At 71.2% G+C, this 24,674-nt stretch carries 20 protein-coding genes; 13 read left to right on the forward strand and 7 right to left on the reverse strand.

The genetic code is table 11. The features are described from left to right. Positions 1–245: 245 nt before the first annotated feature. From KME78_RS11225 to KME78_RS11250, 6 genes are all read left to right on the forward strand, one after another. Positions 246–578 carry a hypothetical protein gene (locus tag KME78_RS11225; protein WP_219528767.1) on the forward strand — a complete coding sequence of 111 codons (333 nt, stop codon included), beginning with the start codon at positions 246–248 and terminating at the stop codon, positions 576–578. 188 nt (positions 579–766) lie between these two features. After that, positions 767–4,540, forward strand: a complete 3,774-nt coding sequence (locus tag KME78_RS11230; RefSeq protein ID WP_219528768.1) for a WD40 repeat domain-containing protein — start codon at positions 767–769, stop codon at positions 4,538–4,540. 79 nt (positions 4,541–4,619) lie between these two features. After that, complete coding sequence (locus tag KME78_RS11235; protein WP_219528769.1) at positions 4,620–5,138, forward strand: DUF4760 domain-containing protein; 519 nt, start codon at positions 4,620–4,622, stop codon at positions 5,136–5,138. Positions 5,139–5,297: 159 nt separating this feature from the next. Next, on the forward strand, positions 5,298–6,452 hold the full coding sequence (locus KME78_RS11240) for an RtcB family protein (RefSeq protein ID WP_219528770.1): 1,155 nt from the start codon (positions 5,298–5,300) through the stop codon (positions 6,450–6,452). Between the two features lie 580 nt (positions 6,453–7,032). Beyond that, complete coding sequence (locus KME78_RS11245) at positions 7,033–7,347, forward strand: hypothetical protein (protein ID WP_219528771.1); 315 nt, start codon at positions 7,033–7,035, stop codon at positions 7,345–7,347. A 25-nt stretch (positions 7,348–7,372) separates the two neighbouring features. After that, positions 7,373–7,732: a YbaB/EbfC family nucleoid-associated protein gene (locus tag KME78_RS11250; RefSeq protein ID WP_219528772.1), complete on the forward strand. Its 360-nt coding sequence runs from the start codon at positions 7,373–7,375 to the stop codon at positions 7,730–7,732. Between the two features lie 37 nt (positions 7,733–7,769). On the opposite strand, the gene KME78_RS11255 is transcribed toward KME78_RS11250, so the two are convergent. Continuing rightward, positions 7,770–8,642, reverse strand: a complete 873-nt coding sequence (locus KME78_RS11255; protein WP_219528773.1) for a hypothetical protein — start codon at positions 8,640–8,642, stop codon at positions 7,770–7,772. A gap of 669 nt (positions 8,643–9,311) precedes the next feature. Between KME78_RS11255 and KME78_RS11260 the strand changes: the two genes are divergently transcribed. The 6 genes from KME78_RS11260 (at position 9,312) to KME78_RS11280 (ending at position 18,017) form a co-directional block, all read left to right on the forward strand. Beyond that, positions 9,312–9,680, forward strand: a complete 369-nt coding sequence (locus KME78_RS11260) for a hypothetical protein (RefSeq protein WP_219528774.1) — start codon at positions 9,312–9,314, stop codon at positions 9,678–9,680. Positions 9,681–9,789: 109 nt separating this feature from the next. After that, positions 9,790–10,746: a CE1 family esterase gene (locus KME78_RS11265; protein ID WP_219528775.1), complete on the forward strand. Its 957-nt coding sequence runs from the start codon at positions 9,790–9,792 to the stop codon at positions 10,744–10,746. An 82-nt stretch (positions 10,747–10,828) separates the two neighbouring features. Continuing rightward, complete coding sequence (locus KME78_RS11270; RefSeq protein ID WP_219528776.1) at positions 10,829–12,376, forward strand: hypothetical protein; 1,548 nt, start codon at positions 10,829–10,831, stop codon at positions 12,374–12,376. 18 nt (positions 12,377–12,394) lie between these two features. Next, the gene (locus KME78_RS11275) at positions 12,395–13,735 is read left to right on the forward strand and encodes a serine hydrolase domain-containing protein (protein WP_219528777.1); all 1,341 of its coding nucleotides are present in this window, start codon (positions 12,395–12,397) and stop codon (positions 13,733–13,735) included. An 80-nt stretch (positions 13,736–13,815) separates the two neighbouring features. Further along, positions 13,816–13,944, forward strand: a complete 129-nt coding sequence (locus KME78_RS66060; RefSeq protein ID WP_281428692.1) for a hypothetical protein — start codon at positions 13,816–13,818, stop codon at positions 13,942–13,944. Positions 13,945–14,075: 131 nt separating this feature from the next. Continuing rightward, positions 14,076–18,017, forward strand: a complete 3,942-nt coding sequence (locus KME78_RS11280) for a BTAD domain-containing putative transcriptional regulator (protein ID WP_219528778.1) — start codon at positions 14,076–14,078, stop codon at positions 18,015–18,017. A gap of 157 nt (positions 18,018–18,174) precedes the next feature. Here the strand turns inward: KME78_RS11280 and KME78_RS11285 are convergent, their stop codons facing one another. The 3 genes from KME78_RS11285 to KME78_RS11295 are packed head-to-tail and all read right to left on the reverse strand — an operon-like array spanning position 18,175 to position 20,831. After that, a complete protein-coding gene (locus KME78_RS11285) occupies positions 18,175–18,984 on the reverse strand; it encodes an ABC transporter permease (protein WP_219528779.1) in 810 nt (269 codons plus the stop codon). Next, complete coding sequence (locus tag KME78_RS11290) at positions 18,981–19,928, reverse strand: ATP-binding cassette domain-containing protein (protein ID WP_219528780.1); 948 nt, start codon at positions 19,926–19,928, stop codon at positions 18,981–18,983. Before KME78_RS11290 ends, KME78_RS11285 begins: the two co-directional genes overlap by 4 nt. 48 nt (positions 19,929–19,976) lie before the next feature. Then, on the reverse strand, positions 19,977–20,831 hold the full coding sequence (locus tag KME78_RS11295; protein WP_219528781.1) for a LysR family transcriptional regulator: 855 nt from the start codon (positions 20,829–20,831) through the stop codon (positions 19,977–19,979). Positions 20,832–20,901: 70 nt separating this feature from the next. Between KME78_RS11295 and KME78_RS11300 the strand changes: the two genes are divergently transcribed. Next, entirely contained in the window at positions 20,902–21,621 is a 720-nt protein-coding gene (locus KME78_RS11300; protein ID WP_219528782.1) for a CTP synthase C-terminal region-related (seleno)protein, read from the forward strand. Here the strand turns inward: KME78_RS11300 and KME78_RS11305 are convergent. Genes KME78_RS11305 through KME78_RS11315 form a run of 3 tightly spaced genes read right to left on the reverse strand, consistent with a single transcriptional unit; the run spans position 21,569 to position 24,671 of the window. Continuing rightward, the gene (locus KME78_RS11305; protein WP_219528783.1) at positions 21,569–22,774 is read right to left on the reverse strand and encodes a YncE family protein; all 1,206 of its coding nucleotides are present in this window, start codon (positions 22,772–22,774) and stop codon (positions 21,569–21,571) included. The genes KME78_RS11300 and KME78_RS11305 overlap by 53 nt on opposite strands. Positions 22,775–22,819: 45 nt before the next feature. Continuing rightward, the gene (locus tag KME78_RS11310; protein WP_219528784.1) at positions 22,820–23,926 is read right to left on the reverse strand and encodes a sensor histidine kinase; all 1,107 of its coding nucleotides are present in this window, start codon (positions 23,924–23,926) and stop codon (positions 22,820–22,822) included. A gap of 49 nt (positions 23,927–23,975) precedes the next feature. Continuing rightward, positions 23,976–24,671, reverse strand: a complete 696-nt coding sequence (locus KME78_RS11315) for a carboxymuconolactone decarboxylase family protein (RefSeq protein WP_308126897.1) — start codon at positions 24,669–24,671, stop codon at positions 23,976–23,978. Positions 24,672–24,674 lie beyond the last annotated feature (3 nt).

Below are 24,674 nucleotides of genomic sequence, written 5' to 3' on the forward strand. Positions count from 1 at the left end.
CGCGTCGTCATCAGCCGCACCTTTTGTCGTATTCCCACATCGGTCATCCCGGCACCGGCGCCGATCCGGGAAACAGAGCCTGAACCCGCGGTGACTCACACGCATATCAAAGGAATGCGTTTTCCACCTGTGAGAAGTTCCGTCCCGAAGTTGTTTGTCCAGCACGCCGTACGCGTGCTGGACAACTCCGGGACGGCTAGACCAGGGGCTACGGCTTATCGAGTCACCCGACGAAAGGGATCGACATGGAACGACAGTCCCGCAGGAAGCTCACGGGCGGTCTGGGCCTTGTGGCGGCGGCCGTGTTCGCGACCGCTGTCATCGCCTCCGTACCCGGCGTGTCGTACGCTTCGGCCGCGAGCACCTCCTCGAGCAGCAAGACCGCCACGATCCTCGCCCCCAACCGATGCCACCTCAGGACAGAGGCCAATCCGAACAGCGTGTGGGTGCCCCCGAACTACGAAAACTGCTACGACTGCCTTTCAAGAGCGGCCTACCTGCACCCGCGAACCGGCATCGACTACTACTGCACCTACAACCCCAGCAATGGCAAGACCGACCTGCATTACGACCTGTAAGGCCGGATCCAGCCCAGCCCTGCATTACCGGGCGTCAGTCGTGTTGGAGCCGCCCGTCTTCCCACGGGGGCGCGGGACGGGCGGTTCATCGCGTCATCAACTCCCGATGGCTATAGTCGATTCCGGTTGTCAAGCGGCGATCTTCGCAGCTGGACAAGCGGCGATCGTACGGCCATGGGGGCGGGTTCATGGGACGACCGGAACGACCGCTCGACCCTGACGCGGGCCCGTTACAGCGGTTCGCGTACGAGCTGAGGCAGTTACGCGCCGGGGCCGCTCGGCTCAGCTACCGCGAATTGTCCAGGCGCGCGCACTACTCGGTGACCGCGCTGTCCGAGGCGGCAGGTGGGGGGATCTTTCCCACGCTGGCGGTCACCTTGGCCTATGTCGAGGCCTGCGGCGGCGACACCGAGACCTGGGAGAAACTCTGGCGACAGGTCGCCGCGGAGCTGGCCGCCGCCGACGCCGGCGCGGAGGACCAGATGGACCAGGACGCGCCCTACCTCGGCCTGGTCACCTTCGATCCTGACGACGCGGACCGGTTCTTCGGCCGGCGCGAGCTGGTGCACGAACTGTCCGCGCGATTACGCGACACCTCCCTGCTCGCGGTGTTCGGCGCCTCAGGAAGCGGCAAGTCCTCCCTGCTTCGAGCCGGCCTGCTTCCGGCGTTGCGCAACAGCGCCGCCTCGAAAGGCCAGGACCGGCCGACGCTCCTTCTCACGCCAGGCGCGCACCCCTTGGACGAACTCGCGGTGGGCCTGGCCAACCTCAGCGGAACCTCCGCCCCCTCCCTGTACGCCGACCTGGTGGCCGCCCCTTCGAACGTCCGGCTGGCGATCGGCCAGATACTGGCGGGCAGGCCGAAGAGCGCGCGCATCGTGATCGTCGTCGACCAGTTCGAGGAGGTCTTCAGCCTCTGCGACGACCAGAAGGAGAGATCTCTCTTCCTGGACTCGCTGCTCGCCGCGGCGGAGGAGACCAACGATCGAGCCCGCGTCGTCCTGGGAATCCGCGCGGACTTCTACGCCCGGTGCGCCGAACACCCGCCGCTGGTGGCCATGCTGCGCGACCGGCACCTGCTGATCGGGGCCATGGAGGACGACGACCTCCGGCAGGTGATCATCGGCCCGGCGCTCCGGGCGGAGCTCAAGGTCGAGCGGGCGCTCGTCGAGACCATCCTCAGCGACGCAAGAGGCGAGCCCGGCGCGCTGCCACTGATCTCCCACGCTCTGCTGGAGACGTGGAAGCGCCGCAAGGGCGGCACGCTGACGCTCGCGGGGTACCGGGAAGCGGGCGGCATCCAGGGCGCCATCGCGCAGACCGCCGAGCAGATCTACGACGGGCTCGACGCCGGTGAGCGAGGTCTGGCCAGGAACGCGTTCCTCCGCCTGACGGCGCTGGGGCAGGGAACCGAGGACACGCGCAGGCGCGTCCCGCCGGCGGAGTTGCTGGCCGGGCCGGACGGGGCGGCGATGCAGGCCGTACTGTCCCGGCTGACGGCGGCGCGGCTGCTCACCGTCGACGAGGACAGCGTCCAGGTGGCTCACGAGGCGGTGATCCGTTCCTGGCCGAGGCTGCGGGGCTGGCTCGCCGAAGACCGGGAACTCGTCCGGCTCCAGCGGCGGCTCACCGACGCCGCCACCGAGTGGGAGCAGCACGGGCGCGAGGACGAGCTGCTGTACCGGGGAACGCGACTGGCGGCCTGGGAGGAGCGCGCGCTCGACCGGCTCAACGACCTGGAACACGCGTTCCTGACGGCCAGCAGGGCACGCGCGCGCCGGGAGCGGGCGGCGGCGGGCCGTCGGGTGCGCGCGGCTCTGATCAGCCTGGTGATGGTGGCGAGCGTGGTCGCCGTGCTGGCCGTGATGGCGCTGGTGAACGCGGACCAGGCCGAGAAGGAGCGAGATCTCGCCTACTCTCGCCAGTTGGCGGCGGACGCGCGCGGCCAGCTCCAGCTGGACCCGCAGCTCGGGCTGCTGCTGGCCCGGCGGGCGTCTGCGGTCAGCCCAACGGAGGAGGCCACGGCCGTACTCCGGCAGGCCACCGTCGACGCGCGGATCCGGCTCATCGTCGCCATCCCTGCGGGCAAGGTCTGCGGCGTCGCCTTCAGCCCGGACGGGCGGCATCTGGCCGCCGGCAGCGGGGACGGCACCGTACGGGTCTGGCAGGTGTCCGCGCAAGGGCTGCCCACCGGCGATCCGGTGGTGCTGCACAGCCATGCCGGTGAGGCGTGGAACCCCGTGTTCAGCCCGGACGGACGCTACCTGGCGACAGGCGGCATCGACGGAACGGTCAGTGTGTCCGACTGGGCCGGCGGTGGCGATCCGCTGGTGCTGCGCGGCCACCGTGGTCCGGTGTGGGGCGTCTCGTTCAACCCCGACGGGCGACGCCTGGCAAGTGCCGGGGACGACGGCACGGTGCGGATCTGGAAGGCACCGGATGGCGGCAGGTGGACCGGCGGTTCGTCCGCGGCAGGCGGTGCTCCCCAGGTGCTGCGCGGCCACGATGGGCGGGCTCTGCAGGTCGTGTTCAGCCCGGACGGGCGGAGACTGGCCAGCGGCGGCGGCGACGGCACCGTCCGGATCTGGGACCCGGCCGGTAAGGCGAGAACGGTCGTGCTGCGCGGCCACGAGAATTCGGTGGAAGGACTGCAGTACAGCCCGGACGGGCGGAACCTGGTCAGCGGCAGTACCGATGGCACGGTGCGGGTGTGGGACGTGACCGGACAGAACGCACCAGCGGTGCTGCGCGGGCACGACGGCACGGTGGAGGGCGCGGCGGTCAGCCGCGACAGCCGGAGGATCGCCAGCGTGGGCAACGACGGCACGGTCCGGATCTGGAACATGGCCAGCAACATCGATCCGCTCGTTCTGCGCGGCCATCGTGGGACGACGTGGAACGCGTCGTTCAGCCCGGACGGGCGTACGCTGGCGAGCGCGAGCGACGACGGGACGATGCGGCTGTGGGACGTGGCCTACACCGGTGAGGCGATGATCCTGCGAGGTCATACCGGGGGGACCGTGTACGACGCCGCGTTCGGCCCGGACGGGCGACGCGTCGCCAGCGCCGGTATCGACGGCACGATCCGCGTCCAGAACACCGACGGCAGCGGTGACACGCTGGTGCTGCGCGGCCACAAGGCGGACGTCCTCGGGGTCGCCTTCAGCCCGGACGGGCGGCGGTTGGCGAGCACAGGTGCTGACGGCACGGTACGGATCTGGCACGCCGACGGGACCGGCCAGGCTGTCGTGCTGCGCGGCCACAGCGGGAACGTGTGGAACGCCGCCTTCAGCCCGGACGGCACGCGCGTGGTCAGCGGAGGTGACGACGGCACCGTACGGGTCTGGCGCACTGACGGGACCGGAGCGCCGGTCGTCATGGACAGCCCTCAGCGCCAGGTCCGGTATGTCGGGTTCAGCCCCGACGGGCAGCGAGTGGCGAGCGCGGGCGTGGACGGCACGATCCTGATCCAGAACGCCGACGGGACCGGTCAGCCTGTCCTGCTGCGCGGCCACCAAGGCCTGGTGTGGTGCCTCGCCTTCAGCGAGGACGGGCGGCGGCTGGTCAGCGGGGGCAACGACGGCACGATCCGCATCTGGAACACCGACGGGACAGCGGACCCGATCGTCCTGCGCGGCCATCAGGGCGTGGTGTGGAGCGTCGGCTTCAGCCCGGACGGGCAGCAGGTCATCAGCAGCGGCAATGACAACACCGTGCGGATCTGGATGCCGGCCGAGGGGCGCGAGCCAGTGGTCTTCAGCGGCTCCGGCACCACGGTCAACTCCGTGAAGTTCAGCCCGGACGGGCGGCGGCTACTGTCGACCTACGACGACGCCACGGTACGGATCTGGCGCTGTGAGGTATGCGGCTCCATGCACCAGGTCCAGGCACTCGCCGCCGAGCGCACCATCCGCGAGCTGACCCCCGAAGAACGCAAGATCTACCTCGAACCATCCCCTTGATCTTGCCCGGCACGGCCCTGTCGGCATCCACGGCCGGAAGCCAGTAGCGCGATGTCGGGGACGCGTGTATCGAGACGACATGGACGTCTCTCTCGCAGTCAGCATCGCCAGCGCGGTCGCCGCGTTGACGGCGGTCGCCATCTCGATATGGCAGGCACGCGCGATGACACGCCAGGCTCTCCAGCCGGTCGTGTTGGGCACCTTCCAGGAAGCCCGGGATCCGGAATGGTTCGCGGCCCGGGACTACATCTTCGAGCACTTGACCGCCGACCATTCACCGGAGCGGGGCATTTCGGGTCTGCCGGAGCCTGCGCGAGCTGCGATCCGCAAGGTCGGGTTCTTGTTCGACAACGCCGGCTTACTGATCGTCCACGGAGCGGTGCCCGAGAAGCTGGTTCTGAGCTTCTTCGGCGAGAGCATCCCGGTGTTCTGGCGGATCCTCGAGCCGTTCATTCGCAAAGAAGCGGAGCTCAGGCAGATGGGCATCATGGTGTTCTTCGAGCACCTGGTCACTCGTGCCCAAGCACACCCAGCCGCCGATATCCGCCGTGAACTGGGACTCCGCCGGGTTGAGGCCGATCATCCGGTATCAGAGTAGCGACCGCCACTGCCATGTGTAGGAACCTCGTGCGTGTGGCTGTCGCCGGGAGCGCGGACAGACAGCTGCTTCCCGAGTCGCGTGACAAACCAGTGGCGATCACCGCACCCCAGTCGAATACGCTGCTACGAGATCATCAAGCAGAAAGGGCGGTCCCTCATGCCGCAGCGAGTAGCACCGGGCCTCATCTCCTGGGCGAGCGACATCGAGCCGGGCACCATCGAACAAGCCGCCCGCGCCGCCCGCCTGCCCTTCGTCCCCGGCCACGTCGCGCTGATGCCCGACGCCCATGTCGGCATGGGCGCCACCGTCGGCTCGGTCATCCCCACCCAGGGCGCCATCATCCCCTCGGCCGTGGGCGTGGACATCGGCTGCGGCATGGTCGCCACCGAGACCGACCTGACCGCCGCGGACCTGCCTGACACCCTGGCCGCGCTCATGCCGCTCATCGAGCAGCGCATTCCGGCCGGCGTCGGCCAGGGCCACGACGACCCGTCCACCGACGCCTCACTCCAGGCGATCGGCACGCCCAGCACCTCGCTGACGGGCAAGCAGGAGCACACGGTCATCGCGCAGTTCGGCACGCTCGGCTCCGGCAACCACTTCGTCGAGGTCTGCCTGGACGAGCGCGATCACGTGTGGACGGTGCTGCACTCCGGCTCGCGCGGCATCGGCAACCAGCTCGCCACCAAGCACATCAGCCAGGCCAAGCAGCTGATGAAGCAGTGGTTCATCGAGCTGGAGGACCCGGACCTGGCCTACCTCGTGCAGGGCACGCCGCACTTCACCGCCTACATCGAGGACATGCTGTGGGCCCAGCGCTACGCCATGGCCTCACGCGCCCGCATGGCCGAGGTGCTGGTCGCCTCCCTGTTCCAGGTCGTCGGGCACGGTTCGGCCCTGCGTACGATCAACGCCCACCACAACTTCACCCAGATGGAGCGCCACCACGGCCGCGACATGTGGATCACCCGCAAGGGAGCGATCAAGGCCGCCAGCGGGGACGAGGGCATCATCCCCGGCTCCATGGGCACCCGCTCCTACATCGTGACCGGACTGGGCAACACCGCCTCCTACAACTCCTGCTCCCACGGCGCGGGACGGCGCATGTCGCGTACCGAGGCGCGCAAGAAGCTCACCGCCGCCTCGCTCGCCGAGGCGATGGGCGACCGCACCTGGAACGCCGACCGCGCCGGGGCTCTGGTTGACGAGCATCCGGAAGCGTACAAGTCGATCGACCAGGTCATGGACGATCAGAAGGACCTCGTCACCGTTCAGCACACGCTGCGCCAGGTCTTCAACTACAAGGGCTGATCCCGATTCCCGACCAGCGCGCGGGCTGGTCGGGCCTGGGACACTTCGTACACGTCGACGACCGTCCGAAACGTGATCGAGTGCGTAGAGTGGGGCGCTATCCCGCGCTCGCGACCATGTGACCGGCAGCACCGATAAGGAGAACGTCATGCCTCCGGCGGATTCCACCACTCCCTCCCCGTCGCCCACGGTCACCTCTTCGCCCAGCCCATCTCCTGAACCTTCGTCGACGAGTCCGTCGCCCTCGCCGTCGCCGACCTCGTCGGGCAGTCCCTCGCCGTCTCCGTCGACCAGTCCCCCACCCTCGGACTCGCCTTCTCCGTCCACGAGTCCGTCACCCTCTGACTCCCCTTCTCCGTCGGCGAGTCCCTCGCCTTCCGGATCTCCCTCTTCGTCGGCGAGCCCCTCGCCCTCCGGCACGCCCACACAGCCAGGGAGCCCGTCCCCCAGCGCGTCAGAGCAGGAGGCGCCTCCCACGGCCCGGCCATCGGCGCCGTACTACCCCCAACCATCGCCGGAAGGGCCTGGCAGCGGCACTGGTCAACCGGAGACGCTCACCGACAAGACCAACTTCAAGAACGTGGTCGGCGCGTTCAACGACGAGCACACCGATCTCTTGCGGGACGCCCGCAAGATTCTCGACGACATCGGCGGCCTGGGCGACTTCGCCGGCACCGACGAGGCGGGAAAAAGGTTCCGAGAGGGCTATTCCAGAGGGCTCGAGAAAGCCGGCGACTACACCGGAAAACTCGGTGCCGCATATTCGGAGATCGCCGACAAGCTGGCCAGCATGAAAACCGCCGTCGACATCGCGAACTGGGCCACCATCCAGGCCCTGCCGAAGGTGTCGGATCCGCCCAAGTTCTCGCCGTCGGACGGCACGATCAGTTCCTGATATACGCGCACCTGTTGGAGATCTGATGACCACACCTGATGAAGGCATTCCCATTGTCGACGCCGAGATCAACCGGCTGCTGGCCGAGTTTCAGGCCGAAACACGGCCCCTGGAGGCGTTGCAGGAGAACCTCAACTCTCTTCGCGGCCGAGGTGCGGCGGCGAACGGCGAGGTAGAGGTCGAGGTGCTGCCGAGCGGGGCGTTGAGCGGTCTGAAAATCAATCCTCGTGCGCTCAGGCTCGGCTCGGAGGCCTTGGCGGAAGCCGTTCTCGCCGCCGCGAACGACGCCGCGACGGACGCGGCCAGGCAGATGAGCGAGATGATGATGGGCGGCTTGTCGCCGTTCGCGGAGGAGGCCCGGCGCTTCAGCCGCGAACAGGGCTGAGCGGCCGGGCTCCTGGCGATGTCCAGGTCGGCATCGGCTACTTGCCCGGTGCCGACGGATAGTAGCCCTGCCAGCGCCTGAACTGGTCCTGGCCTCCTGCCACCGTCAGTTTGACGAGCATCTGCTGCCACGTGGGCAGGAGGCTGCCGGGGTCATCGACCACGGCGCCGGGGTTGTTGAGCGCGTTTCCGGTGATGGAGAAGACGGTGGATCCGGTCAGGAACACGACGGCGTTCTGTGCCGCCTCGTTCTTCGGCAGGATCTTGAAGGCGTGTTTCCCGAAATTGGCCGGGTCCACGTTGTAGAAGACCATGCACGCGGCGAAGTTCTTCAGCATGTACTCGCCGCGGTCGCCCCACGACCCCATGTCCTCGCCCCTCGCCCCCTTGACCCCGTCGACGATCAACTGGTCGAGGAGCGTGTAGGCGGTAGTGCCCCCGGTGGCGTACAGGAGCCGCTTGCCCACGGCATGCTCGAATATCTTCGTCAGCAGTCGCGCCTGCGCCTTGCGCTCCGCCCAGTCGATGAAAAGCCGGACCTTCTTGTCGATCGACGGCCAGCAGAAGAACATCAGCAGTTCCAGCCACTGGGTGATCGCCATCGAATGGAGCGCGTGCTGGACCTGGGCCAGCATGTCGGCGTAGTCGTCCACCGCATCAGCCAGTCCGCGCAAATACGCCGACAATCGCACCGGGTAAGGGGCGATCTCGGTCCAGAAATATTTTTCGAAGGCAGTGACGCCGGCGCCCAGATTATGTTGCCCCAGGCTGTTCGCGGCGCCTGTGGCCGTTTCCTCGCTGGCATCCACCCGCGCCGCCAACTGCCGTAACAACTGCGCCGCCTGGCGTGCCTTTTCCGGATCCCCGTCGGGAAATGTGACCGCCAGCATCTGCCAGACGATCGCGGTCATGCCCGCAGCGGAGAGGAGGAATCCTCCCACCGGGAGCGCCTTGCCGGACGTCATTGGACTCACGTGCGAAGCCTTTCTCCAGGTCGGGGATGAAGATCCATCCGGCGCGCGCGAGCGGCCGGATCCGCCGGGCCCTTCGGCGACGACAGGTAACCGGCCAGAACCCCGCACACGCGCGGGCCCCGTGAATTGTCCCGGCCTTGACACCCCGAACCCCGTTCATCTTGCGGGTTACCTTAGCCCCGTAAGGCCGGTCCCACCATTCCGCGGCCCCCCTTTTCGCGGGCGGAAGTCCGTGCCGTCGGTAGAAGAAACGCGGGCTTTACAGGATCGAAACGCGGAATGCAGCCGAACGGCTATCCCAGCACGGTCCGTATCGCTATGGCTACTAACGGCATTACGACCCGTTGTAGATCTCCGCGATGAACGGCGTTCATCCTGGCAACGCTTGCCACGCCGCCCGCACCACTCTCCCGCTGGTGAGGAAACGCTCACTTCGGCAACGTGATCTGACTCCGGGATCTCGAACATGATTCCCCATCGACACTCATCGTAGTGATATGGATACTCTTCGTGTAAGCCCTCTGTCTCCCCGATCACTTCCACCTCGCGAGTGGCTTCACGCTGCCCGCGGACGGCGGTGAGCCGGGGAACAACGTAAGGAGAGCGATGCACAAGAAGTCCCTCGCCCTGGCCGTCCTCCTCACCGGCGCGTGCCTGGCGACGGCCACCGCCGTCACCGCGGCCAACGCCACCTCCGCTCCAGCCGAAGCCGCACCCGCGGCCGCGGTCCACGCGCTGCCGCCCGGCTACCAGCTCGTGACGCTGCCCAACGCGAACGTGCCCAACTTCCAGCGCCGGACCCTCTACTGCCCCGGCGCCAAGAAGGTCCTGGGCGGCGGCGCCGAAGCCCGTGGCAACGGCGCGATCCTGGTCGGCTCGTTCCCCACCGATGACGGCCGCGGCTGGATCGCCCTCGGCCGCCAGATCGGCTACAACGACGTCGGCATCAGCGTCTTCGCCATCTGCGCCGACTGACGTTCCGCAGTCTCCGGCCCCGGTCGCTCGCCGACCGGGGCCGTCCGCATGACGGAAACGAGCAGGGACACTACGAGGGGGACTTTCTGCCGCCAACCCGGGAGGCGCGATGCTCAAAGGCGTGATCACGCTGGTGCTGCTGCTGGTGGCCGGTTGCACCGCCGCCCCCGTGTCCTCGGCTCCCGTCTCCTCGACGACGACGATGACGTCGCCGCCCTCCGCCGACGGCTGCTCGAAGGGCGCCCGGCTCGGACCGGGCAGCCACACCTTGACGTTCGGCGGTCTCAAGCGCCGCTACCTGCTGTCGGTGCCCAAGGGCCGCGGCCCGCATCCGGTCCTGCTCAATCTGCACGGCCTCGGCTCCAACGCCGCCCAGCAGGCCGCCTACAGCCGCCTGCCCGAGGCCGGGTCGCGGCGCGGCTACATCGTGGCCACCCCGCAGGCCGCCGAGGGCCGGCTCGGCTGGACGCTGCCCTACACCTACGGCCCGGACGATACCGGCTTCCTCACCGCGCTGCTCGACCACCTCGAACAACGACTGTGCGCCGAGCGCCGGCGCGAGTTCGCCGCCGGCCTGTCCTACGGCGCCGGCATGTCCACCGGCCTGATCTGCGCCATGAACGGCCGCCTGGCCGGGGTCGCGCCCGTGGCCGGGATCAACATTGTCCAGCCCTGCGCCGAGGCCGAGCCGACCACGATCATCGCCTTCCACGGCACCGCCGACGACATCGTCCCCTGCCAGGGCGGCCACCCCCTGCAGAACTCCTCCGGCCGGCTGCGCGTCCTGGCCGACATGGTCGTCCTCAAGCCCGTCGAGCAGGTCGTCGACGCCTGGGCGCGCGTCCTGGGCTGCACCGGCCGCACCACCTCCGCCGTGTCGGCCCAGGTACGGCTGCGCGGCTGGAAATCCTGCCGCGACAGCGTGTCGGTAGGCCTGTACACGGTCAAGGGCGGCGGCCACACCTGGCCGGGACCCCTCCAGGTGCCGCGGCTGGGCGCCACCGCCCGCGGCCTCGACGCCACCGCCCTCATCCTGGACGCCTTCGACCGCACGCCGTCCCGCTGAGCCTCCGGACCCGTCCAGCCGCGCCTGTCCCGCTGAGCTTCTGGGCCTTCCAGCCGCGCCCGCCACCCTGTATGACCCATGCATGAGCGACGACGTAAGCGTCATCATCGAGGCCGTCCCCCGCGCCGGGCTGAGCGCCGAGCAACTGCGCCAAGCCGTGGCCCGCCACCCGGGCGTGCTGTCCGCGCTGGAGGTCGCCGATCCCGACCGGCTGACCATCGGCCCCGCCGCCGCACTCGGCCACGACCCGGGCGAGAACGCCCCCTTCCGGGCCACCGTCTTCGACCCGGCGGGCAACCGCGCCGTCGAACTGCGCGGCACCCTCGACCGGCCCGAACGCGCCGAGATCCGGCCCAGCGCCCACCGGCCGCCGCCCAGCCACGACGAACTGATCGAGGCGGCCGCCATCCTGCGCGCCGACCCCCACTTCCCGGCGGACGGCGAGGCGATCGTCTACCGGCCCATGCCGCCGCTGGCCGACCTGGAAAACCCCGACGGCACCACCGTGCGCCGCCCCACCCTCGGCATCTACACGCCGAACGAGCCCACCGGGGTACGCCACCGCATCGTCGCGGTCGACACCGCCGCAGGCGCCGTCGACTGGACTCCGGCGGGCATCGATGTGCGCATGCATCACGACTGCGAGCACACCGTCCCCGAAGGCATCGACCCCCTGGCCGACCGCGGCGGCCCCGACCAGGTGCGGGTACGCGTCCTGAGCGGCGCCACCGAGCTGTGGAACCTGCTGGTCGTACGGCCACGCGCCTCCGCCCCGCAGAACCCCGGCGTCGGATCGGGCGTGGAACTACGCGAGGTCCGCTACCGGGGCCGGCTGGTGCTGCGCCAGGCGCACGTCCCCATCCTGAACGTCGAGTACGAGCAGGGCACCACCTTCCGCGACGACGCCTCCACCGAGACCCGCTTCTCGGCCGGCGGCACCGACCCGGTCGGCTGGGGCTGGCGGCTGTGCGACAGGCCGCCGCGTACCATCCTCGAACGGCCCGACAGCGACTCCGGCGGCTTCCAGGGCGTCGCCTTCCACCACGACGGCGACGAACTGCGCATCGTCAGCGAGATACAGGCCGGCTGGTACCGCTACGCCAGCGACTGGCGGCTCGGCGACGACGGCACCATCCGGCCCCGCTTCGGCTTCGCCGCCACGGCCAACCCGATGACCTGCATGGTGCACCGCCACCACGCCTACTGGCGCTTCGACTTCGACATCGAGGGCGCCGCCAACGACGTCATCGAGCAGATCGACCAGGGGCCGATCGTCCCCGACCCGGTGCCCATCATCCGCGAGACCACCCGCCGCCGCGCCCCCGGCCGCTACTGGCAGGTACGCGACAAGTCCTCAGGCCGCGGCTTCCAGATCCACCCCGGCCCCTTCGACGACACCGCCGACGCCTACGGGGTGTCCGACCTGTGGTTCCTGCGCCACCACCCGGCCGAACTGGAAGACGGCAACCCCGGCCCGCGAGACCGGGCCGCACTCGGACGCTTCCTCAACAGCGAGAGCATCGACGGCGCCAACGTCGTCGTCTGGTACGCCGGGCACTACTACCACGACCAGGCCCACCCGCAGCCGCACCAGGGCGAGCTGATAGGGCCGGAACTGGTGCCGATCTGACGGCTAGGCTTGGCGTCCATGGATCAGGTGGGTGAGACGACGGCGCGGGCGCTGCTGCGCAGGCTGGCCGTCGAACAGGCCGAGTGCAGGGTGCCGTCGCTGACGGCGGCGATCGTACGGGAGGGGAGGCTGGCCTGGTTCGGCGCGCGCGGCTTCTCTGGTGAGGGTGACAGCGGGGTGCCCACCTTGGACACCCAGTATCGGCTCGGCTCGATCACCAAGAGCCTGGTCGCCACCGTCGTCATGCGGCTGCGCGACGAGGGCCGCCTCGACCTGCTCGACCCCCTGGCCAAACACCTGCCGGACACCCCGTTCGGCGAGGTGAACATCGCCCAGCTGCTCTCCCACACCGGCGGCCTGACCGCCGAGCCGCCCACCGGCTGGTGGGAACGCACTGCCGGCCTGCCGTCCGGCGAACTGCTCGCCCGGTTCGGGCCGGAGCACGCCAAGCACCGGCCCGGCCGCCGCTTCCACTACTCCAACGTCGGCTTCGCCCTGCTCGGCGAGCTGGTCACCCGGCTGCGTGGGGTGCCGTGGCTGCGGGCCGTACAGCAGGAGGTTCTCGATCCGCTCGGCATGTCGGCCACCACCGAGCGGCCGCGCGCCCCGCACGCCACCGGGTACGCCGTCCACCCGTGGGCCGACGTGGTGCTGCCCGAGCCCGAACACGACCACGCCGCCATGGCGCCCGCCGGGCAGCTCTGGTCCACGACCGCCGACCTGGCCCGCTGGGCGGCGTTCGTGGCCGGCGACACCGGCGGCGTCCTGTCTCCCGCCACCCTCGCCGAGATGCGTGAGCCCGCCACCGTCGACGACGGCGACGCCTGGACCTCCGGCTACGGGCTCGGCCTGCAACTGACCCGGCACGCCGGACGCCGCCTGGCCGGTCACACCGGGTCCATGCCCGGCTTCCTGGCCACCGTCTGGGCCGACCCGGCCGACCAGGTGGGGGTGCTGTACATGGCCAACACCACCAGCGGCCTCACCTACAGCCTGCCTACCGACCTGCTGGACATCCTCGACGAACACGAACCCCGTCTGCCGCAGCCGTGGCGCCCCGCCCCCGCCGACCCGGCCCTGCTGGCGCTGACGGGGCTGTGGCACTGGGGGCCCAAGCCGTACTCGCTGCGACTGCTGCCCGACTGCGGCCTGGCACTGACGCCGGTGGGCGGCGCGGGCCGGGCGTCCCGGTTCGTGCCGCAGGACGACGGGACGTGGCTGGGGCTGGATGGCTACTACGCCGGCGAGACGCTGCGGGTGGCGGCCGATCACCTCGACATCAACACCTTCATCTTCACGCGTGACCCGTACGACCCGAAGGCGCCCGTACCCGGCGGCGTGACGGACTGGCACGCCTGATCGCATTGTGCGGTCGCACTCAGCCGACCTCACCGGAGCTTGTCCGGGTTGGGCCGTGCGTTTTGGGGCTCTCGTCAGGCGTGGCCCGCAGCAGACCGTCGGTGGCGGTGAAGGTGTTCCGGTTGGGGCTCGCCCTCGAAGGGGGCGCTCTCCCGGGCGTCGGCCGGGAAGTGGCCGGTCAGCCCAAGAGCGTCGCCGGCGGTGGCTGAGACCCCTCGAGCGCCGGCGCCAGGGCGGCTCGCTCGCTTGGGACCGCGCCTTTGCGGGCGGTCCCAAGCGGGCGAGCTCCTGCCGGGGTCGTGGCGGCGAGGGAACGGCGTCGAGGTGGCAGCATGGTCGTGTGCGTGTGGCGATCCTGGGGCCGCTTGAGGTCGAGTCCGCCGCGATCGGCGGCGCCCGGCTACGTTTGCTGCTGGTACGGCTGGCGCTGTCGGCCGGGCGTACCGTCGCCGTCGAGGAACTGGCCGAGGCGTTGTGGCCGGACGAGCGGCCTGCCGACCCGGCCAACGCGCTGCAGTCGCTGGTCTCCCGGCTACGGCGAGCCCTGCCGGACCCGTCGGCGCTGGCCCTGGTACCTGGGGGCTACCGGCTTGACGCCGTCACGGACGTACGGGAGTTCGACCGGCTGACGGCGCAGGCGCGACGCGAAAACGACCCGGAGGCCACGGCCAGACTGCTGAACGAGGCACTGGCCCTGTGGCGCGGCCCGGCACTGGGCGAGGTCGCGACGGCGCCCTTCGCGACCGCCTACGCGGTACGCCTTGAGGAGTCCCGGCTGACGGCCATCGAGGACCGCGCGGAGGCCGACCTGGCACGCTTCACGCAGGAAAGCACGGGCCCCACGATCCCGTCCCACGACGGCGCCACCCAAGACCGCCCTGCCCAGGACGTGACCGACCAGGACCGTGCCGCCCATACCTCTCACGACAGCACCACGCGGGACCGCGTTGCCAACGGCAGCACGGCCTACGACCACACGGGCCAGGACCTCACTGCGCAAGGCACGCCGACCGTACGGACCGGCGACTCGACGGACGCTACGGCACACCCAAGCGGCCCTACGCTCGGCGCGACCCCCGCGACCCCCGCGACCCCCGCGACCCCCGCGACCCCCGCGACCCCCGCGACCCCCGCGACCCCCGCGACCCCCGCCACCGAGAGCGGCGAGAGCGGCGAGAGCGGCGAGAGCGCGACAGGAGATGGAGGCGCGGCCGGGGGCGAGCGGGCGGCGGAGAATGGCACGACGGCAGTCTTTGGGGGCACAGCAGAAGGCGAGGGCGCGGCCGGAGGTGGGCGGGGGGACGGTGAGTTGGGCGGGCTGTTGGCGGAGCTCGGTGAGCTGACGGCGCGTCATCCTCTGCGCGAGCGACTGCACGCCACCCGCCTCAAGGCGCTGCACGCCGCCGGACGCCGAACCGAGGCGCTGGTCGCGTACGAGCACTTCCGGCGGGGTCTGGCCGACGAATTGGGTGCCGACCCGGGCCCGGAGCTGCGGGAGATCCATCTGAAGCTGTTACGAGCCGATCCCGTCCGCCGTCCGCGTACCAACCTGCGCACTCCGCTCACCAGCTTCGTCGGCCGCGCCGCCGAGATCGCCCAGGTACGCGCCCAGCTGGGACGGAGCCGCCTGGTGACGCTCGTCGGCCCGGGCGGCGCCGGCAAGACCAGGCTCGCCACCACGATCGCCACCGCCCTCCTGAACGAGGCCAGCCGCCAAAGCAGCCCTGACAACGGCTCCCCGCACGGCCAAGGCCGGGGCGGACACGACGGCATGGACGGACGCTCAGGCCATGCGGGCCGAGACGGACGGCCGACGTATGAGAGACCGGACGGACGGCCGACGTACCAGGGACCGGACGGACGGCCGACATACGCGGAACGTGGGCGGCGGGGGTATGAGGGACCCGACGGGCGGCGGGCGTACGAGGAGGGGCAGGCGGGCCCGGCCTACGGCGAAGGGTATGCGCGGCCGACGCACAACAGCGGGCCCACGTACAACAGCGGGCCAGCACACAACAGCGGGCCAGCACACAACAGGGCGCCAGCCTACGACAGCGAGCCGGCAGACACCAGCGGTCCCGCGAGCCCAGGCGGACAGCCGGCGTACGAGGGGCCGAGTGCGGTGTGGCTGGTGGAGCTGGCGCCCGTCAGCGATCCGGCCGACGTGCCGCAGGCGGCGTTGGCCGCGCTCGGGCGGGCGCCGATGCCGGCCGGTCCCGCCGCGCCGACCGACACCCTCGACAGGGTCGTCGAAACTCTCTCAGCGGGCCGGGTGCTGCTGGTGCTCGACAACTGTGAGCACCTCGTCGACGCCGCCGCCCGCCTGGCCGAAGAGCTGCTCGGTCGCTGCCCGCGGTTGCGGGTGCTGGCCACCAGCCGCGAGCCCTTGGGCATCGTGGGCGAGGTCGTCAGCTCGGTCCCGCCGCTGCCGGTCGTGCCGGCGGTGGAGTTGTTCGCCGATCGGGTCGCGGCGGCGTGTCCGGGGCTGGTGCTGGATCAGGGTCTGGTGCGGGAGGTCTGCCGCCGGCTTGACGGGCTGCCGCTGGCCATCGAGCTGGCCGCGGCCCGGTTGCGGGCGTTGAGTCTGGAAGAGCTGGCCGTACGCCTGGATGACAGGTTCCTGCTGCTGACCGGGGGCAGCCGTACGGCGTTGCCCCGGCATCAGACGCTGCGCGCGGTCGTGGCGTGGAGCTGGGATCTGCTGGAGGAGCCGGAGCGGCGGCTGGCCGAGGGGTTGGCGGTGTTCGCGGGCGGGTTCGACCTGGCCGCCGCCGAGCACCTGGGCGGGACCCTCGACCTGGTCGCGGCCTTGCTGGACAAGTCGCTGCTGCAGGCGGCCGGCGGTGGCCGTTACCGCATGCTGGAGACGATCAGGGAGTACGGCCTGGAACGCCTGGCCGAGACCGGGAAGATCGGTCCGGCCCGTGCCGGGCACGCGGCCTACTTCCTGCGGCTGGCCGAGCTGGCCGAGCCCTATTTGCGCGGGCGGGAGCAGCTCACCTGGATCGCGCGGCTGCTGGCCGAGCATGACAACCTGCTGGCCGCGCTGCACTTCGCCGTCGACCGCGGCGACGCCGACACCGCGGTACGGCTGGCGGCGGCGATGGGCGTGTTCTGGACGATCCGCGGCAACCGGCAGGAATCGGTGGGCTGGATGAACCTGGCGCTGAACGTGCCGGGGACGGCGCCGTGGCAGGCCAGGCTGATCGTCTCGGCGACGTTGCTCATCAACGGCGCGCTGGGCGGTGATGACTCCATGGTGGAGTCGGACGTGCGGGAGCTGCGCCGCCTCGCCGAGCTGGCGGAGGGTGAGCCGGGCCATCCGGTGCTGGCGATGATCGGGCCGGCGGTGGCGCTGTTCACCGATGACAAGGCGCTGGGGCTGAGGGAGGTCGAGCGGCGTCTGTACCATCCCGATCCGTGGGCTCGCGGGATGCTGCTGATGGTTCGGGCCGCCATCAAGGAGAACGACGGTGACATGGGCGGCTCGCGCCAGGACCTGATCGCCTCCGCCGCCGAACTGCGGGCGGTGGGCGAGCGGTGGGGGCTGGCGATGACGTTGATGTCGCTGGCCGAGGCGCATGCGATGTTCGGCGACTTCGATGACGCGCTCGCCTCGATCCAGGAGGCCACGGCGTTGATGTTGCAGCTCAACCCCGATCTCGACCCCGGCCACCAGGTGTGGCAGGCGACGATCCGCATCCGCAGCGGCGAGGTGGAGCAGGCGCGCGCCGAGTTGCGCGCCATGACGGAGCAGCCGCATCGCGAACAGTCGGCGCGCAACGCCGCCTTCGCCCACGCCGGACTCGGCGACCTGGCGCGGCTGGAAGGCGATCTCGCCACGGCCGCGCGTGAGTATGGGCTGTCGGCGGCGACGATGGAGCAGTCGCCCTCGATCGTGCCGCAGTTCCGGGCGCTGGTGCTGATCGGCTGGGCGCATCTGGCGCTGGCGGTGGGCGATCAGGCGGCGGCCGGGCGGCACATCGTCCAGGCCGCCGAGCTGAGTCTGTCGGCCAAGGACATGCCGGTGCTGGCCCGGGTGGGTGTGGCGGTGGCGGAGTCGCGGGCGCTCGGCGGCGATGCTCCGGCCGCGGCCCGGACGCTGGGTGCGGCCGAGCAGTTGCGGGGCGCGCCAGACGCGTTCAACCCCGATGTGGCGCGCCTGTCCGCGTGGCTGCGGGCCGAGCTCGGCGACGCCTACGACGCCGCCTACGCGGCGGGCCGGGGCCTGGACCGGCCCGCCGCCCTGAAGCTGGTACGCGCCCCGGCCGCGCCCTCATAGCGGCCGGGACCTGCCGAGCCCCCTCCCAACGACCGGGACCGACCGAGCGCCCTCATAGCGGCCGGGACCTGCCGAGCGCCCTCACAACGGCGGGGACCGACCGCGTGCCGGCAGGGGACGATCGCCCGGACCGGGCCGCGTGCTGTCGGTCGAGATGTCAGGCGCGACGCCGGTAGGCGGCGACGGCCAGGGGCGCGAAGATCGCCAGGAACACCAGGCCCGACACGACCGTCCACACCACCGAGCCGGCGGTCGGGCCGCCGAGCATCAGGGCCCGTGCCGCCTCCATCGCGTGGTTGACCGGGTTCACCTCCAGCCAGGCCTGCAACCAGCCGGGCAGCGTGTCCTTGGGGGTGATCATGCTGGTGCCGAACGTCAGCGGGAACAGCACCACGAACGAGGTGCCCTGCACCCCGCCGGGCTCCCGCATCAGTACGCCCAGCAGCACGAACGCCCAGCTCAGGCAGAACGAGAAGAAGATCGTCAACAGGCAGGCGGCCAGCGTGGGCACCAGCCCGGTCTGGACCCTGAAGCCCAGTGCGGCCCCCGCCCCCATCAACACCACGATCGCCACCACATAGCGGATCAGATCGCCCAGCACCGATCCGATCAGCGGCGCCGAGCGGGCGATCGGCAGGCTGCGGAACCGGTCGAAGACGCCCTTCTTGATGTCGGTGTTGAGGTTGACGCCGGTGGCCATGCCGCCGAACATCACCGTCTGCACCATGATCGCGGGCAGCAGGAACTGCAGGTACTCCTCGGTCGAGCCGGACACGGCGCCGCCCAGCAGGAACACATAGATGATCAGGAAGAGGATCGGCTGCAGGGTGACGTCGATGAGTTGTTCGGGGGTGCGCAGGGTCTTGATGACGCTGCGCCCGGCCAGGGCCAGGCTGTGGCGGATCAGGCCGAAGGGGCGCTGCTCCAGGCGGGCGGGGGCCGCGGTGCGTTCGGTGGTGAGGGTCATGCCGCGCTCTCCTGGTCCGCGTGGTGGCCGGTCAGGGTGAAGAAGACCTCGTCCAGGCTCGGCAGGCGCAGCGACAGCTCGGTGACCGCGATGCCGGCGGTGTGCAGTCGCGCCACGATCTCGGTGAAGGCGGCGTCGCCGTCGACGGGCACGGTGGTCACCTCGCGGCCGGGTGATTCGGCGGGGCGGCCGGCGACGGCGGAGATGATCTCGGCGGTCTCGCGCAGCCTGCCGCGGTCGGCGGGCCGCACGAGTACGGTCTGGCCGCCGACGACATGCTTGAGCTCGGCCGGGGTGCCGTGCGCGATGACCTTGCCGTGGTCGATGACGGAGATGTCGTCGGCCAGCGCGTCGGCCTCCTCCAGGTACTGGGTGGTCAGCAGGACGGTGACGCCGTCGGTGACCAGGCGGCGGATGATGTTCCAGACGTCTTCGCGCTTGGCGGGGTCCAGGCCGGTCGTAGGCTCGTCCAGGAAGATCACGTCGGGCCGGCCGACCAGGCTGGCGGCCAGGTCCAGGCGGCGGCGCATGCCGCCGGAGTAGGTGGAGGCGCGACGGTCGGCGGCCTCGGCCAGGCCGAAGTCGCTCAGCAGCTGCGCGGCCCTGGCCTTGGCCTCACCTCCGCGCAGGTCGAGCAGCCGGCCGATGAGGACCAGGTTCTCGGTGCCGGTCAGGTCCTCGTCGACCGAGGCGTACTGGCCGGTCAGGCCGATCATGCGGCGTACGCGGGCGGGGTGGCGTACGACGTCGACGCCGCTGACGGAGGCGTGGCCGGCGTCGGCGCGCAGCAGGGTGGCCAGGATCCGTACGGCGGTGGTCTTGCCGGCGCCGTTGGGGCCCAGGACGCCCAGGACGGTGCCTTGGCGGGCCGACAGGTTGATGCCGGCCAGGGCGGTGGTCTTGCCGAAGCGTTTGACCAGCCCTTCGGCTTCGAATGCGTTCATGCCGGACATCGTGGACGGTGGCGCTGACAGGCCGCGCACAGATCGCTGTCATGGCGACAGGCGCGCCGCAAGGTCGGCGGCGGGGCCGGGTGGGAGGCTGCCGTGCAGGAGTTCGACGCGGTGCACCAGCCGGGGCGACACCAGCGGCACACCGGAGGCGGCGGAGGCGGGCAGCAGCGTCAGGCCGTGACCGGCGGCGACCAGGTTGAGGACGGTGTGCACGTCGTCGCCGGTGTAGTCGAGCGCGGGCCGGAAGCCGTCGCCCAGCAGGTCACGCAGCCGCTCGAGCGGGCACAGGGTGGTCTGCAGCCAGTGCGCGTCGACGAGGTCGGCCAGCCGCAGCCCCGTCCGGCCGGCCAGGGGGTGGTCGCCGGGCAGCGCCACGACCAGGCCCTCCTCGGCCACGCCGACGGTGGTCAGCGGGCCGACATCGGGCAGGCGCAGCGGGTCGTTCGGCGCGGTGATCCCGTCGGCCAGGCCCGCCTCGGCCGTGCCGTCGGCCACCTGCCTGGCCACCTCGTCTCGGCCGCAGGTGCGTACCGTCACCCGCAGCCGGGGCTGCGCCGCCCGCGCCGCCGCCAGACGTACGGCCAGGACCGAGTTGAGCGCCAGAGGTGTGGCGGCCAGGGTCAGGCGGTGGGCGGGTAGAGCGGCGGTGCGCAGCACGTCGGCCCGCGCGGCGCGGATGCGCAGCAGCAGCGGCCCGGCGTGCTCCAGCAGGCGCAGGCCGGCCTCGGTGGGCGTGACCGGGCGGCGGTGCAGCAGCGGCAGGCCCAGGTCGGTCTCCAGCGCGGCGACCTGCTGGGAGATGGCCGACTGGGTGTAGCCGAGGCGTTCGGCCGCCGCCGAGAACGAGCCCGTCTCGGCGACGGTGACGAAGGTACGCAGCAGATGAGGGTCCATCAGTGTTTCTTATAGCACGTACAGACATCATCGTTGGCGCTTAAGGAGGGGTTCGCCGCACCATGGAGGCATGAGAATCGCCCTGGTCGGAGACCGCTCGCCCAGCGTCCGCGCGCACACCCGCATCCCGCTGATCATCCAGGCGCTGCGTGAGCGTGACGGCATCGCGCTCGACCCCTACTGGATCCCGTCCACCGACGTTCACGACGACGCCCTCCAGCGCTTCGACGGCATCTGGATCGTGCCCGGCAGCCCGTACCGCAGCGAGGAAGGCGTGATCAGCGCCGCGCGGACCGCGCGCGAGCACGGCATTCCCGTGCTGGGCACCTGCGGCGGCTTTCAGCACCTGCTGCTGGAGTACGCGCGTGGCGTGTGCGGGCTCGACGTGGCGCACGCCGAGAACGACCCGGGGGCGCGCGACTTCCTGCTGATGCCGCTGGAGTGCTCGCTGGCCGGCCACGAGGGGCTGGTACGGCTGGCGCCCGGCACGCTGATCGAGCAGATCATCGGCTCGCCCACCACGATGGAGGCCTACAGCTGCTCCTACGGCCTCAACGACGGCTACAAGCACACGCTCGTCGAGCACGGCCTGGTCTTCTCCGGGCACGCCGACGACGGCATGGTGCGGGTGGCCGAGTTGCCCGGGCACCCGTTCTACCTGGCCACGTTGTTCCAGCCGGAGCTGTTCGGCGACGGCAGCCGCCCGCACCCGGTCATCTCCGCCTTCGCCGCCGCGGTCAGCCGTACGTCGGCTCGGCGTGCCGTAGCTCCCGCAGGCCGGGCAGGGTGAGGGCGCCCAGCCGCGCGCCGGTGCGCGGCTGGAGCCGCAGCACCTGCTCGCCCGCGCCGGCCAGCAGCTCGCCGTTCAGCCAGGCCAGTCCCCGGGCCTGGCCCGGCAGGTCCCAGGCGCCGGTTCCCGCCAGGGTCTGGCCGTCGGCCGACAGCAGCCGCTTGCCCGCCGCCAGGTAGGCGCGGCCGTCCGCGGCCACCGCGTACGCCTCGCCGCCGGGCTGCTCGCCCAGCAGGCCGGCGTGCTTGATCTGCAGGTCGTCGGTGGAGGCGACCACGACCCGGCCGGTGGAGGCGTCGAAGACGTACAGCCGCCTGGCCTGGGCGTCGAGCGCCATCGCGTGCGCGAGCGGCGGGCCGAGGCCGAACGGCTCGGGCAGGTCCAGGCAGTAGGCCCAGCGCTCGTCCAGGCTGAGCACGTGCACGAACGCGTGCACCCCGGGGCTCAGGTCGTGGCCCGCGATCAGGTCGCGGGTGTGCAGGTGCTCGTCCTGATGGGTGTAGAGCGTGTAGAGGGCGGCCAGGTCCGGGTCGTGAACGGCCTGGCGGCCCGTGCCGCGCATCTCCTCCTCCTTCGACAGCGGCACCGGCTGCTTGGCGCGGGTCCACAGCGGCGTCATCCGGCCGGCGGCCAGGTCGTACATGCGGACGCGGTAGCGGTCGGGGTGTTCGGGCGGCAGGTGGTCCAGGACGTACATGACCTGGCCGTCGCCGGAGAACGCCTCCGGTTCGATGTTGCCGTCGAGCTGGAGCGTCCGGGTGCCGTCGGCTCCGGTCAGGGTGATCGTGGTACGGCTGCGCGGGCCGGGCTCGGGGCCGAGGGCGACGACCCGGTCGGAGACGGCCTTGATCCGCTCGCCGGAGGCGTCGGTCTGCTCGACGAGGCGGCCGGTGGTGGTGTCGTAGGTGCGCAGGTGGCCGTGGTCGAGCTGGTACAGGCGCAGCCAGCGGGCCCCGGGCACGGCCCCGGGGTAGGTGGCCGTCACCGCGCCGGTGGACAGCTCGACCAGGGAGAGCCCGGCGGCGGTCTCGGCGAGCAGCCGGCCGCGCGGGGCGAGGGGCGCCGCCTTGGGCGGCGGCTGGGTGATGGCGCAGGCCGATACGGCGGCCGCGGCGCCGAGCGCCAGGGCTTGGCGTCTGGTGATGGTGGTCACGTCTTCGGTACACCGGCGGGCGGGTGGAGGTTCCCACCCTCCCGCCTACTCGCCGGGTGGGAGGGTGGCGGTGAGGTGGAAGCCGCCCTGCGGGTGGGGGCCCGCCTCGATGCCGCCGCCCGCCTGGCCGAGCCGTTCGGCCAGGCCACGCAGCCCGCTGCCGGTGTCGGCGGTTGGCTGCGGAGCGTTGGTGCCGTTGTCGCGGATCGTCAGGGTCAGGCCCGTCAGGTCGAACTCCGCCTCGGTGGCGCCGCTGTGCCGGATGATGTTGGTGACGCCCTCGCGTACCACCCAGCCCAGCAGCGCCTCGGCCTGCGCGGCCAGCGGCGGTCCGGTGCGGTGGACGCTCACCCGCACCCCGGCCGCCGCCAGGGCGTCGCGGGCGCGGGTGAGCTCGTCGGCCAGGCTGCCCGCCCGGTAGCCGGTGACCGCCTCGCGTACCTCGGTCAGCGCCTGCCTGCCGACGGCCTCGATGTCGGCGGCCTGGCGTTCGGCCTGGGCGGGGTCGCGGCGGGTCAGCCGGCGTACCGCCTCGGCCTTGACGACGATGACCGACAGGGTGTGGCCGAGCAGGTCGTGCAGGTCGCGGGAGAAGCGCAGCCGCTCCTGCGCGACGGCCGCCTCGGCCAGCCGCTGCCGGGTCTCGTTCAGTTCGCCGATGATCGCATGCAGGTGCAGGATGACGGCCACGACCACGCCCGCGCTGAACGTCCCCCACGAGAACGCCAGGATCGACTCCAGGCTGCCGCCGCCGGCCCACACCACCAGCGCCGCGCCCAAGGGGACCGCCGCCGTGGCGACGCGCACCGCTCGGCCGTACAGGGTGATGCCGCACGCGATGCCCAGCAGCGGGAACAGGTAGTACCAGCCGCCGCCCAGCACGATCGCCAGGGCGAAGACGACCGCGGCCAGCGCCGCCAGCGTGACCCGGGCGGGCACGGTCCGGCGCCGGAAGGCCGTGATCACCGTCAGCACGTACAGGGCGGACATGACGGCCAGGCCCGTCCACGACAGCCAGGCGGGCCGCAGCGAACCGTCGACGGTCTCCCAGATCGCGCCCGTGGCCAGCAGGACGAAGGGCAGGAACGCCTTGACGCCGGGCGCGTCGTACGGTGTGCCGCCGGGGTCCGGGGGCTGGGATCGAAGCAGCATCACGCCCACGTTACGAGCAGATCGGCGCCGCCGCGACGACCCGGGCAGCTCAGGCGAAGACGGTGCCGGTCTCGGTGAACAGGGCGTTGAGCGCCCGCAAGCCGCTCCACGCCTTCGTCATGCCGAACTGGGCCGAGAACCGTACGACCGCCAGGACCTCCTCGGGGGTGGCACCCGCGCTGAAGGCGCGCGTCACGTGGACGCGGAAACTCTCCTCCAGCGTCTGGTAGAGGACGTCGACGGTCATCGTGGCGAACGCCCGCTCGCGGACGGACAGCCGCCGCATGCCGGCGCGCATGCGCGACTGCAGGTCCATGTAGTCGGCGAAGCCGGCGTCGAGGTTGTGCACGGCCCGCCGGGTCGGCGCGGGGATCGGGCTTCCCGAGCCGTCCCCGTTGACCGGATGACCCTGCCCCGTGGGGCCGGCGAGGCCCTGTTCGCGCTCGATGTCGGTCAGGCGGGCCAGGGCCGCCAGCGCCGCCGGGTAGCCGCTGTCGTAGGAGATGAAGCGGAGCAGTTCGCGGAGGTCGTCGGCGTCGACGCCGTGTTCCAGGCCCATCGTCACGTGCGCTTCGAAAGGCAGTCCGAGGGTCTGCTGGCAGACGTCGGCGACCACGCTGAGCAGGACCTTCTCCCGTGGGGTCAGCTCCGGGTTGCCGGCCCAGGCTTTCTGGTGCGTGGCGGCGCTCATCTCCGCGTAGATCGGGTCCAGCGTCTTGATCTGGGTGTCGTACGGAACGTTCACGGT

Source organism: Nonomuraea guangzhouensis (assembly GCF_019396345.1).
Taxonomy (GTDB): domain Bacteria; phylum Actinomycetota; class Actinomycetes; order Streptosporangiales; family Streptosporangiaceae; genus Nonomuraea; species Nonomuraea guangzhouensis.